This window comes from Neorhizobium sp. LMR1-1-1.1 (assembly GCF_040675795.1).
In the GTDB taxonomy this organism is placed as follows: domain Bacteria; phylum Pseudomonadota; class Alphaproteobacteria; order Rhizobiales; family Rhizobiaceae; genus Neorhizobium; species Neorhizobium cellulosilyticum.
On sequence record NZ_JBEGHE010000069.1, the window covers coordinates 25,910 to 38,809 of the forward strand.

The following is a 12,900-nucleotide window of genomic DNA, read 5'->3' on the forward strand; positions in this document are numbered from 1 at the left end:
CGGTCTCAGGCTCTGGCTGTTGCAAGGCCACCGACGGCCTTGGCTGCAAAGAGCTCCTCGAAGCTCGGGATGCGTCCGATCCGGTCGCGGTTGCTTTCCGTCTGCTGGATGATCCAGCCATAGGTGCCGGGGCTGTCGATCGACAGCGTGTTGCGGCCGGCGAGCGCTTGGCGATAATCCGAAAGCCGCTTTTCGGAGACGAGAACCGCAAGGCCCTGGTCGTCGTAATCGGCAATCGCCTCGCGGGCATAACGCGACAGTTTCTGCATCAGCGCGAAATCCTCGGTCAGGATCAGGTTGCGCACCGCCTTTTCGACCGCCGGTTCGGACGGGCCGAGTGCGTTGGGAACCCGCGCCATCGCAAGCGACTGCGCCATGGAAAGCACCGTGTAGTTGTTGATGAGCGTGAACATCTCTTCGGTGTCCGTCTCACCATGGCCGGGAGCCTTGCCGTTCAATATCGGCTTGCGATCGCGATAGGCGAGCTTGAACTTGCGCACCTGATGGCCGGCAAGTGCGGTCGACAGTTCCTCGATCAGGTCCTTGCGGCTCTTCGCCTTCAGGATGGCATCGCTATCCTGATAGAGGAGCAGTGCGCGCGGCAGGCAATAGACGAAATTCGAGCGTTCGCTTTCGAAGTTTTCGAGCAGCCAGCGCGCCTTTTCCGATCCCGTCGCTTCCACATGCCATTGCAGCATCATGCGGATCGCGTCGGCGTGGAAGGCCACATAAGGGTCGGTCGGATCGGCGATCGAGCCGATCAGGATGGAATCGTGGCTCATCTTCTTCGGCAGGTCGCGATAGGGATCGTACTGATAGAAGAAGCCGCCGCTCATGCCGTTGCCGACGCCCTTGCCGAAGGAGCCGAGATTGAGGACGGCGCCGTTGGTCATGTATTCGCAGCAGAAATCGCCAACGCCTTCGACGACCGCGGTGGAGCCGGAATTGCGCACGGCAAACCGGTCGCCCGCCTGGCCTTCGACGAAGAGGCGGCCGCCGGTTGCACCGAACAGGGCGAAATTGCCGATCAGCACGTTGCCGCCTGCCTCGACCGAACCGCCGCCCGGCGAACGAACGGAGATCGTGCCGCCATTGGCGCTCTTAGCCACGCCGTCATTGCAGGTGCCGGTATGTGTCAGCATCATGCCGTCGTTGCAGAATGCGCCATAGGACTGGCCGGCGGAGCCGGATGTGGCGATCTTGACCGAACCCGCATCGAGGAAACGGCGACCGCGCTTGTCCTGCCGCACCGCCGGAAGATGACGTGTCTCGTCCTCGCTCAGTTCGTGGTTCAGCATCCGCTCGATATCGACCGCCAGCTGGCCGCCGACGCTCTTGTTGCGGTTGTTGAGATGCTGGTTGCCGCCAAGCTCGACCACCGGCAGGCCGCCGTCGATCAATGCCGAGCGCACCATGTCGATGAAGGCATCATCGACTGCGTAATCCTTTTCCATATAGACCGGATCGGTGATCTTCACCTCCTCGACCACCTGCAGCATCGCGCGGAGGTCAAGCTGCCCGACGCTGGACGGGTGATCGAGAAGGTGAAGAAGGTCGCTGCGTCCCCGCGCTTCGCGAAGAGACCGGAAGCCGAGGGACGCGAGGATTTCGCGGGTTTCATGGGCGATGTTCAGGAGATACTGCGCCAGCGCCCGTGGGTCGCCGTCAAACACTTCGGCATTGGTGGTGAGGCCCGCCGGGCACTTGATGTTGCAGTTCTTCGCCATGACGCATTTCAGCATCATCAGCGCCGTCGTACCGAATTCAAAACTGTCGCCGCCGAGTAGGGCGGACTTTACCACGTCGCTGGCGGTCTGGTGCGCGCCGGAGCAACGCAGCAGCACCTTCTGGCGCAACCCGTTGGCGCAGAGCGCCTGATGCACTTCGGCAATGCCGATTTCAGCGGCGCGGCCGGTGTATTTGAGGCTGGTGACGGCAGCCGCCCCGGTACCGCCGGTATTGCCGGCGACGTTGATGACATCGGCACCCGCCTTGGCGACGCCGACGGCGATCGTGCCGATACCTTCCGACGAGACGAGCTTGACGATGACGCGCACGCGCGCCGCCTTGCAGTCGTGGATGAGCTGCGCCAGATCCTCGATCGAATAGGTATCGTGATGCGGTGGCGGCGAGACCAGTTCGACGCCCGGCGTGCCGCCGCGCGCCGCAGCGATCTCGACCGTCACCTTGGCGGCAGGCAGCTGTCCGCCTTCGCCGGGCTTTGCGCCCTGGCCGATCTTGATTTCCAGCTCATCCAGCATCGGATCGGCGAGGTAACCTGCCCAGATGCCGAAACGGCCTGACGCGAACTGCTTGATGCGCGAGGCACGGATCGTGCCGTAACGGGAAATATGTTCGCCGCCTTCGCCGGAATTCGACATGCCGCCGACCATGTTGGTGCCGTGGGCGACGGCTTCGTGAGCGGTTGCCACCAGCGCACCATGGCTCATGGCGCCCGATGCGAGAAGCGGCGTGATTTCGCTCGCCGGCTGAACCTCATCGAGCGCAATGCCGGTGGGGGCGGTGCCGAGAAGCTTCAGGTAAGCGAGAGCCTGGCCGCTCGCGTGGACGGCAAGCGCACCGCCTTCCAGCCAATGGCCGAGGATATCTGCGCCGAAGCGGACGACGAGCGACTGGCCGAGCGCTGCAAGCCGGGCAAGATCGCCGCCCTGCGGACCGGTCAGGGTCAGGCGGAAGACATCGTCGGGTAAGGCCTCGCAGCACAGTCCACGCACGAGGAAGCTGTTGTTCCCCTTGCGGGAAAACCGCTTCATCTCCTTGCGGAAATCGTCCGGTGAGGTCGCGTAGGTGACATCTGCCGGGAAGGCCAGCACGTCGCGAAGAGCGGCGGGACGACGGGCGCGTTCTTCAGCCATCATCCGGGCGAAGGAACGGTAACCGGGCGTGATGGTGAAACGGTCGATCGCTTCGGAAGACAGGCGGTCGTAGCTCGTGTTGGTATAGGCCGCGTCGTCGATGCCGAAAGCGTCGTCGAGGCGGTTGAGGGTGAGCAGGCGCAGGAAGGGATCTTCCTCGCCATCCGGTTCGGCGAATGAGGGCATTTCCTCCGTCATATCGACGAAGCCACGCACGGCCGTGGTGCCGAAGGAATGACCGGCACCCTCTGCACGTTCCTTGAACAGGCCAAGCAACGGGATCTCATCCTCGCTCTTCACCGTCAATGCCTTGGCATGCCAGTCGGCGACCGCCTGGGCGATGACCTTGAAGTTGACGCCACCGACCGGCGTCTTGACGTTCGGGAAGTAGCGCTTGAGCACCGGATCGCTGGTATCGAGGAAATTCGGCTCGAAAAATTCGCCGGCGACATAGCTTTCGGCGGTGCAGAGACCGACCTTGCCCATGGTCTTCATCAGCGACTTTTCGGCCGCCTTGGCGAAGCGCTTGAAGGCCTTGTCGGCTTCCGCCCCGAACTTTTCCTCGGCGCGGAACTGCACGCCGAGCGGGTAAACAGCCGAAGCGCCGAAGCCGAGCGCCGCCGCGACATGGTGGGAGGACGAGATCTGGCCGCTTTCGACGACGAGTGAAACGCGCAGACGTGCGCCTTCCTCAATGAGCTTCTGGTTGATTGCCGAGACGACAAGGATCATCGGAAGCGCCGCGCGGTCGCGTGACACATGCCGGTCTGTGACGACGGCAATCCCGCCTTCCTCGCGGGCAAAGGCTGCAATCGCATCGCAAAGCGTGCCTATGCCGGCCTCAAGCGCCAGCGCATTGGCATCCGCATCGTCGAGGATCGGCGTGTAGAGCATCTCGAAGCAGCGGAAAGGTGTTTCCGTCTGCTCGCGCAGCTTCAGCATGTCGAGATGAGTGAGGATGGGCGAGGGGATGACGATCTGCCTTGCTGCCTTCGCGCCGATATTCGGCTTGGCGCCGAGCGCGATCCTGAGCGTCATGCCGTCGGCCTCGCGGATGCTGTCGAGCGGCGGGTTGGTCACTTGGGCAAAACGCTGCGAGAAATACTTCGCGACGCCGCCTTCCTGGTCGGACAGCGCGTTGATGGCGTTGCCATAGCCCATGGCGGAGATCTTTTCCGCGCCGGTCTGAAGCATCGGGTCCATCAGGAACTTGAAGCTTTCCTGATTGTGGGAATAGGCAACGTAACGCTGGTGGCGCTCAAGGTCGCCATTATAGCGAAGCGGCGAGCCCTGAGCTTCGGCGGGGATTTCCGGCAGGTCTGAAAGGCGCACGCGGGCTTCGACCAGCAGGTCGCGGTATGGCCTGCTGGCAGCCAGCATTTCCAGCGCTTCGACCGTGCCATAGCTGCGCTTTTCGACGTGATCGTAAATGAGCATGCCGCCGGCTTCGATGCGGCCGCGGTTGAGCACGGTTTCCGGCGGAAAGGCGATCTGACCGGCTTCCGACATGACGCAGAGATAGTCTTCCGTCTCGACAGTGCGTAGCGGGCGCAGGCCGAGGCGGTCGAGACGCGCGCCAATGACATCGCCATTGCCGAAGATCAGCGCTGCCGGCCCGTCGTTCTTCTCCTCGTAGAGCGAGAAATATTCGAGCATGGCGACGACTTCGGCCGATAGCGTCTCGTCGTTTTCCCATGCCGGCGGCATCATCGAGACAACGGCGGTTACCAGATCGAGGCCGTCTTCCAGAACGCGGGACTGCAGCGTCTGGTCGAGACGGCAGCTGTCCGACTGTCCCTTGGGACGGATGATCGCAGCATTCTTCGCAGCCGCAATCGCTGCCTCGGACAGGCGGTTCTTGCGGTCGGTGTTGAGTTCGCCGTTATGCGCCATCTGCCGGAACGGCTGGGCCATGGACGGATGCGGGTCCGTGTTGGTGGAAAACCGAGTGTGGAAATACATGGTGTGGATCATGTGGTCTGGATCCACCAGATCGCGGAAATAAGGAATGACCTCATCCGAATTGAGGCGGCCCTTCAGAACCTGGGTGCGGGCGCTGAGCGAAATCGGGTAAAGACCGCCAAGTTCGGCGCGCGTATAGGCTTCCGCCTCGATCGCAAGCAGCGCCTCGTGGATGCGGAAGTCGAATTCGGCCTGCGAAGCGGCCTCGCTGTGACAGCCAAAGACCCATTGGCGAATCGTCAGCTGATAACGGATGGCGGCAGGACGGATCGCATCATTGTCGACCGGCACGTCACGCTTTAGGAGAATTCCGAAACCCTGTTCCGCCAGCGCCGCCTCGACGAGGCGCTCTGCTTCTTCGTAGAATGCGGGATTAGCTGGCAGGAAAAAGTTGCCGACGCCGAAGCGGCGCCGCTGAAGATCTGGGCGTCCGGTCAGCTTTCGGAAAAAGCCCAGAGATAGGTCCACGGAGATACCAGCTCCGTCACCGACACCTTCTGCGGACATGCCGCCGCGATGGGGGACGGCGCAAAGAGCTTCGTGTCCCTTCAGCAATACGTCGTGGGTCTGAACGCCGCTCTTTCTCGTTATAAAGCCGACGCCGCAGCTGCTTTTTTCCTCTGCGGGATCATATAGACCGAAGCCCTTGTTTATCGCTTCCATGCTCAGACTCCCACAGGAAATAAGTCAACTGTGCTGACCTATATAATGTGATAAAATGAGTCAAGTTTAATCGTTTTTGCATCGCACAACAACACTCCGGCGACCGGCCGAGATGGTGTGGGTCTACCTGAGAAGTCGCGGTATGGAAGCGGTTTACAGAACTTGCGACGAACAAGGATGGCTTCATCCTTGCTCGTCTCAAAGTGATACTGACGATCAGATCGCGCTGGCGGTCTTGTGCGCGATATAAAGCTCGCGCAGCTTCAGGGTCAGCGGGCCGGGCTTGCCGTCGCCCACCGGCTGGCCGTCGATCACGGTGACCGGCAGGACGAAACTTGTTGCCGATGTGATGAAGGCTTCGGCTGCTCCCTTCGCCTCTTCCGGCGAGAACGGGCGTTCCTCGTAAGGGATGCCGGCCTTGTCGGCGATGTCGAGGACGCTGGCTCGGGTAATGCCGTGCAGGATGGCATTCGACAGCGGCCGGGTGATCAGCTTGCCGCTCTTGTCGATGATATGGGCAGTCGCCGAACTTGCTTCGGTAACGTAGCCGTCTTCCACCAGCCAGGCGTCATCGGCGCCCTTTTCCATTGCCTGCATCTTGGCCATGGACGGATAGAGCAGTTGCACGGTCTTGATGTCGCGACGCTCCCAGCGCCAGTCGGGCAGCAGCGCCACGGACATGCCGGCTTTCACCTTGGGATTTTCGATCACCGATTTCGCCTGGGTGAAGAGAACCAGCGTCGGCTTCGGCTCTTTCGGGAAGGCGAAGTCGCGATCGGCGGCGCCCCGGGAAATCTGCAGGTAGATCAGGCCCTCCGTCAGATCGTTGCGACGGACGATCTCGCGATGGACTTCCAGCAGTTCCTCGGTCGAGATCGGTAATTCGATGCCCAGTTCGCTGATCGAGCGCTTCAGGCGGGCTGAATGACCGTCATATTCGAGAAGCTTGCCACCGATGACGCCGGTCACTTCGTAGATCGCATCGGCAAACAGAAAGCCGCGATCGAAAATGGAAACCTTGGCATCGGCTTCAGGCAGCCATTCGCCATTGAGATAGACGATACGGGACAAGACGGATTCTCCTTCAGGATGATGAGTGGCGGTCAGCGAATGCTGTGCAGCGCCGATAAGGCAAAATAGGGATCACAACACATCGCCGACGGCTCGTTTTAGTTCGGCGATGAAACCATGCAGCAGGCGCGAGCGTGGAACGCCCTTGCGGGTGATCATCACCGCCGGGATCTCGCAGGGCGGCTGGAAGGGAAGCTGTACCAGTCCTTCAGACGGCTGATAGGCGGCGCTATAGGGATCAACGATAGCGGCGCCAACCCCGGCACCGGCCAGAACCGCTGCCGTCGCGCAATAACGGACTTCGACACGCGGCTCATAGGTCATGCCGTCGCGCTCGAAGGCGTCGCGCAGCATCTGGCCCATGCGCGATTCGACCTCCAGGCCGATGAACCCATGTTCCGTGAGATCGTTGACCGTCACTTCCTGGCGTGCCGCGACCTCGTGCTCCTTCGGCACCAGTGCGACCATGTGAGTGCGCGCCAAAACCTCGACATTGACTGATGGATGGCGCTCAAGCGCGATGGCGAGGCCGATATCGGCAGCACCGCTCTGGACGGCATCGATGACGTGTTCGAGGCGACGTACGTCATAGGCGACCGAAACATCCGGCCGGTCCTTTAGAAAACGGGCGAGCGCCATCGGCGCGACCGTATTGCCGAGGGGCGGCGTCGACATGATCCGCAACCGGCCCGACGTGCCATGCCTGATCGAACGGGCGCGGGCGGAAAAGTTGCGCAGCATGCTGAAGACCGGGCGGACTTCCTCGAATAGAAGCAGGGCTTCCTCGGTCGGCTCCAGCCGCCGATGCAGGCGTTCGAACAGGGTCACGCCAAGCTGGTTTTCGAGCTGGCGGATGCCGTTCGACACGGCCGGCTGGGAGATGCCCAGCTGCTCGGCTGCCTCGACTGTCGTCTCACAACGCATCATCGCGCCGAAGATTTCGAGAAGGCGCAGCGAGATATCCGGCTTGTGCTCGATTTCGGTCATGGCTGTCAGGTCAAAACTGCGCCGAGGGCCATGGCAACGGCCGCCTGGGTCGGGTCGATGACGCGGATGCCGAGTTCTCCTTCCAGCCTGCGGCGGTGGCCGGACATGCCGGCGCAGCCGAGCACGACGGCACCGGCGGCCATCTGGCGCAGTTTCGTGCCGGCCTTGAGCAGTGCCGAATAGCTCTCCTCGCCATGGCCGCTTTCCGCGACGCTGATCGAACCTTCGAGCGCGACCTCACCGGCAAGCCTGCCATCGACACCGAGCCGACGAAGATTGCGCAGGTGGCGCGGGATCGAGCCTTCGGCGACAGCGATGACACCGAAGAGATCGGCAAGCGCCAGCGCACTCAACACACCGGCGTCCTGAATGCCATAGACGGGTTTGGTGGTGATCGACCGGGCGAGATCAAGGCCGGGCTGCGAATAGCAGGCCAGTACATAGGCGGACGCATCCGGCCGGCTTTCGATCAGGTCTGCCGTGCGAAGCGAAGCCTCGTCGACATGGCGCTGGGTGACGACGCCGGGCGGGCCTTCCTTAATGGTGACGCATTCGATAACCGGGCCGCCGGGAAACTGCATGCCGGCAACTGCTTCACGAAGGCCTTCGGTTACGCTTTCGGAACTGTTCGGATTGATGACGAGGATCGGGCCGATATTGCTCATGGTGCGATCTCCACGCCAAAATTCTGCACCGGATCGAGTTCCTTGGCGCGGTAGCCGGGCTTGCCCGTGAGATTGACCGGGTTGCGGGCGATAAAGCGGCCGCGGCCGCGCTCCGCCTTCAACTCGCCGTTCTCGACGATGACGTCGCCACGGTTCATCGTGAGGACCGGCCAGCCCTCAATCTCCATGCCCTCGAAGGGCGTGTAGTCCATGTTGTCATGCTGATCGGCAAGCGTTGCCGTGCGGCGGGCTTCCGGGTCCCAGATGACGATGTCGGCATCGTAACCAGGCGCGATTGTGCCCTTTTTCGCCACTCCGAATGTCTTGGCCGCGTTCGTGCTTGAAAGCGCAACGAACTGCTGCAGCGTGATCCGGCCCTTGGCGACGCCTTCGGAGAAGAGGTAGGGCAGGCGCATGGCAATGCCGGGCATGCCGTTGGCAATCCTGGGGTAGGGTGCATCGGTGCCATTGGCGAACTTGCCTGTGGCATCGAAGCGGTAAGGCGCGTGGTCGGAAGACACGCTTTCGAATGTGCCGGACTGCACATGCCGCCAGAGTGCGGCCTGGGTTGCCGTATCGCGCACCGGCGGCGAGCAGATGAATTTTGCACCTTCCATGCCCGGCCGGTCGAGGTCTTCGCGGGTCAGCGCCAGATATTGCGGGCAGGTTTCGGCAAACAGTTTCGTGCCGGCAAGCTTTTCCCGCTGGACGATGGCGGCACCGCCAGCGGTCGAGACATGGACGATGAAGAGCGCGGCGTCGACGAGTTTCGCCAGTGAGACGGCGCGGTTGATCGCTTCTTCTTCGGCCAGTTCCGGACGGCTGATGGCATGGTATTTCGGCGCGGTGAGGCCGGAAGCGGCCAGCCGCTTGTTCATCCATTTGACCATGTCGTTGTTTTCGGCATGGACCATGGTCAGCGCGCCATGCGTCTTCGCCACCGTCAGAATGTCGAGCATGCCGCCATCGCCGATGTTCATCAGGTCGTAAGTCATGAACACCTTGAAGGAGGTGATACCGCGAGCAAAGACGCCGGGCAGCTCTTCCAGCACAGCGGCGGACGGGTCGGAAATGATCAGATGGTAAGAATAGTCGAGCACCGATTGCGGCGCCGCGCGGCCGTCATAGGTGGAAATGACATCGGCAATCGACTGACCGCGATGCTGTGCTGCAAACGGAATGAAGGAGGAATTGCCACCGAAGGCGGCGGAGACAGAGCCCGAATAATAGTCGTCGGCGGACATCAGGCCGCTCGAACTTTCCTGGGCGATATGGGCGTGTGCTTCGATGCCGCCTGGAACCACCAGCTTGCCGCCCGCATCGATACGTCGAGCGCCGCCGGCGATCTTCTCGCCGATTGCGGCGACGCGACCGTCGATGATGCCGATATCGGCATCGAAAACATCGGATGCGGTGGCAATACGGCCGCCATGGATGACGGTATCGAACTCTGTCATTTCGCTATTCCCTATACTTCGACGATAACGCCGGTCTGGCTCGTGATGCGGCCATAGTGTTCGATACGACGATGGCGCTCGAAATCAAAGATCGTCTTCTTGCCGAAGTCGCATTTGGCAAAATCGCATTCGGCTATTATCAGCTCGTCTTCCTCAGTGACCGCCCTTGCCAGAATGAAGCCGTCCGGATCGACGATGATCGAGCCGCCCATCAGCGGATGGCCATCCTCGACACCTGCCTTGGCGATGCCGGCGACATAGGTGGCGTTCTGATAGGCGCCCGCCTGCAGCGAGAGTTCCGAGTGGAACAGGCGCTTTTCAAGGCCTTCGGCGCTCATCTGGGCATTCACCGAAGGCGTGTTGTAGCCGATCGTCACCAGTTCGACGCCCTGCAGGCCGAGGCAGCGGAACGTTTCCGGCCAGCGGCGATCGTTGCAGATCGCCATGCCCATGATGACGCCCTCGTTGCGCCATACGTTGAAGCCCAGGTCGCCGGGTTCGAAATAGCGCTTTTCGAGATGCTGGAAGGCGCGTTCGCTATCGTATTCGGAATGGCCCGGAAGATGGATCTTGCGGTACTTGCCAACAATATTGGCCTGCCGGTCCGTGATGATCGATGTGTTGTAGTAATGGCCGTCCGGCGTCTTTTCGGCGTAACCGAAGGTGATCGCGATATTGAGTTCGCGGGCGCGGTCGAACAGCGGCTGGGTAGCCGCATTCGGCATTTCCGTTTCGAACCAGAAATCGATCTCGGCCTGATTTTCCATATACCAGCGGGGGAAGAAGGTGGTCAGCGCCAGTTCCGGGTAGACGACCAGATCGGCACCCTTTCCGGCTGCCTCATCGAGCAGGGCGATCATGCGCTTGACCACGCTTTCGCGGCTGTCGGCTTTCTGGATGGCGCCGAGCTGGGCGCCTGCGATCTTCATGACGGTCATGATGTTTTTCCTTTCGAAGCGATCAGGCGGCCAGGCGCCGCTGGAAATGGCTGACGAGGCGCACCAGCGGCCACAGCAGCACGAGATAAAAGAGAGCGGCCAGCACCAGTGGTGAGGCATTGTAGGTAACCGAGCGGGCCATGCCGGCATTGTAGAGAAGCTCGGACAGCGAGATGACGGAGGCGAGCGAGGTGAGCTTCACCACCTCCACCGTGTTCGACAAAAGGTCCGGCAGGATGTTGCGCACTGCCTGTGGCAGGACGACATGGATCAGCGTCTGCGCGGGGCTGAGGCCTGTCGATTGTGCCGCTTCCCACTGGCCTTTCGCGACGGAGATGAGGCCAGCGCGATAGACTTCCGCATAGTAGGAGGAATTGTTAAGCAGGAAGGCAATGACGACGGCGGCAAAGGGCGAAATGTTGATGCCGGCAAAGGGCAGGCCGGCATAGATGAAGATCAACAGAACCAGCGGCGGCAGCGCCCGGAAGAGATCGGTATAGGCAATCGAGATCCAGCGCAGCCAGCGGCGCTCGCTCATATTGCCGAGTGCGACGAACAGGCCGCCGATAAGCCCGAGCAGGATGACGGCGCTGCAGAGCTGCAATGTCATCCACAGGCCCTTGAAGAGCAGCGGCAGCGACTTGCGCATGATCTCGATATTGAAGAACTGATCGATAAAGATATCCATGTCGGCCTCCTACCGCTTCTTCCAGGCGGTGCGGCTTTCCAGCCAGCGGGCGACAACAACCATCGGCAGGAAAATCACCAGATAGGCGACGACCGACATGGTGAGCGGCGTGGCGCTGCCGGAAAAACTCTGCGCCGTCGTGGCGCTCGACAGGATTTCGGATACGCCGATGGCGGAGCCGAGCGCCGTCATCTTGGTGATCGCCAGAACACGGTTGACGAGCGGCGGAATGGCGAGCCGCACGGCCTGGGGCAGGGCGACATAGGCGAGCGTGCGGGTGAAACCGAGACCCGTGGCAATACCGGCTTCCCACTGACCCTTTTCGACCGACGAGAAACCGGCCCAGAAAATTTCCTCGGCGAAGGCCGCAAGCGTCGCGGCCAGCACTATGAACAGCACCATCGGCCCGGAGAGCTGGATACCGATCGAGGGAAAGCCGAAATAGAGGATGAGGATGACGACGAGCGGCGGCAGCGCGCGAAAGATGTCGGCATAACAGATGATGAAGAAATTCAACGCCCTGATGCGATAGCTGCGCAGGCAGGCGAGCGCCAGACCGCCTGCAATGCCGGCGACGATGACGGCTGCAGCGATCTGGAGCGTCACCCAGACGCCGGCAATGATATCCGGCGTATATTGCGCCATCACCACAGGGTTGAAGAAGGTTTGCAGAAACCGGTCCATGGCGGTTACCCGGAAACGCGCGAAAGGAAGGCGCGAGTGCGCTCGGCTTTCGGCGCGCCGAAAATCTCCTCCGGAGTGCCCTGCTCGACGACGACACCGCCATCCATGAAGACGACACGATCGGCAGTCTCGCGGGCAAAGCCCATTTCGTGGCTGACGACGACCATCGTCATGCCCTTGGATTTGAGGTCTTTCATCACCTTCAGCACAGAGCCGACCAGTTCGGGATCGAGCGCCGACGTCGGTTCGTCGAACAGCATGACTTTCGGATCGAGCGCCAGCGAGCGGGCAATCGCGACGCGCTGCTGCTGGCCGCCGGAGAGTTCGCCGGGATAGGCATCCGCCTTGTGGGCCATGCCGACCTGTTCGAGCATGTCGATCGCGCGCGCATCGGCTTCCGCCTTCGTACGCTTGAGCGCCTTGCGCTGGGCAAGCGTGACATTCCTCAACACGGTCATATGCGGATAGAGGTGAAAGCCCTGGAAGACCATGCCGATCTGCAGCCGCATGCTGTCGAGATCGCGGCGGGTGCCGGCCATGATGTTGCGGCCATCGACAATGATGTCGCCGGATGTCGGCTCTTCAAGACGATTGCAGCAGCGCAGCATCGTGCTTTTGCCGGAACCGGACGGTCCGATGACGAAGACGAGTTCGCCCTCTGCAACCTTGAGATCGATCTTCTTCAGAATGGTGTTGGTACCGAAGCGCTTTTCCAGCGAGACGATTTCCAGCATGGGGCGATTGGCCATTCAGGCTACTCCGTGCAGGCTCGGTGCAAGGCGGGCTGGCTGATTTGATCTCGGCCGCAAGAAAGCCCGCGTGGATACGACCTGTAGCGGCCGGTCGCATCTTGATCTGTAAAAGAGTGCGAACAGGCGAGTGGGAGGCCCCGCCCGTCCACGATGCAAG

Annotated in this window: 9 protein-coding genes; all 9 read right to left on the reverse strand. The window is 61.5% G+C overall.

Annotated elements, in window-relative coordinates; translation table 11 throughout:
• Positions 1–5: 5 nt before the first annotated feature.
• Positions 6–5,501: a glutamate synthase-related protein gene (locus MRBLMR1_RS27125; protein WP_500066975.1), complete on the reverse strand. Its 5,496-nt coding sequence runs from the start codon at positions 5,499–5,501 to the stop codon at positions 6–8.
• Between the two features lie 216 nt (positions 5,502–5,717).
• On the reverse strand, positions 5,718–6,572 hold the full coding sequence (locus MRBLMR1_RS27130; protein WP_148144472.1) for a D-amino-acid transaminase: 855 nt from the start codon (positions 6,570–6,572) through the stop codon (positions 5,718–5,720).
• A 72-nt stretch (positions 6,573–6,644) separates the two neighbouring features.
• Complete coding sequence (locus tag MRBLMR1_RS27135) at positions 6,645–7,559, reverse strand: LysR family transcriptional regulator (protein WP_148144473.1); 915 nt, start codon at positions 7,557–7,559, stop codon at positions 6,645–6,647.
• A 5-nt stretch (positions 7,560–7,564) separates the two neighbouring features.
• A complete protein-coding gene (locus MRBLMR1_RS27140; RefSeq protein ID WP_148144474.1) occupies positions 7,565–8,224 on the reverse strand; it encodes an aspartate/glutamate racemase family protein in 660 nt (219 codons plus the stop codon).
• Positions 8,221–9,681, reverse strand: coding sequence for a dihydropyrimidinase (hydA, locus tag MRBLMR1_RS27145; RefSeq protein WP_148144475.1), 1,461 nt, complete (start codon positions 9,679–9,681; stop codon positions 8,221–8,223). The genes MRBLMR1_RS27140 and hydA overlap by 4 nt, the downstream gene beginning before the upstream one ends.
• Before the next feature lie 11 nt (positions 9,682–9,692).
• Positions 9,693–10,619, reverse strand: a complete 927-nt coding sequence (locus tag MRBLMR1_RS27150; protein WP_206827145.1) for an N-carbamoyl-D-amino-acid hydrolase — start codon at positions 10,617–10,619, stop codon at positions 9,693–9,695.
• Positions 10,620–10,641: 22 nt separating this feature from the next.
• Positions 10,642–11,307 carry an amino acid ABC transporter permease gene (locus tag MRBLMR1_RS27155; RefSeq protein ID WP_148144477.1) on the reverse strand — a complete coding sequence of 222 codons (666 nt, stop codon included), beginning with the start codon at positions 11,305–11,307 and terminating at the stop codon, positions 10,642–10,644.
• A 9-nt stretch (positions 11,308–11,316) separates the two neighbouring features.
• The gene (locus tag MRBLMR1_RS27160; RefSeq protein WP_148144478.1) at positions 11,317–11,991 is read right to left on the reverse strand and encodes an amino acid ABC transporter permease; all 675 of its coding nucleotides are present in this window, start codon (positions 11,989–11,991) and stop codon (positions 11,317–11,319) included.
• Between the two features lie 5 nt (positions 11,992–11,996).
• Complete coding sequence (locus MRBLMR1_RS27165; protein WP_148144479.1) at positions 11,997–12,740, reverse strand: amino acid ABC transporter ATP-binding protein; 744 nt, start codon at positions 12,738–12,740, stop codon at positions 11,997–11,999.
• Positions 12,741–12,900 lie beyond the last annotated feature (160 nt).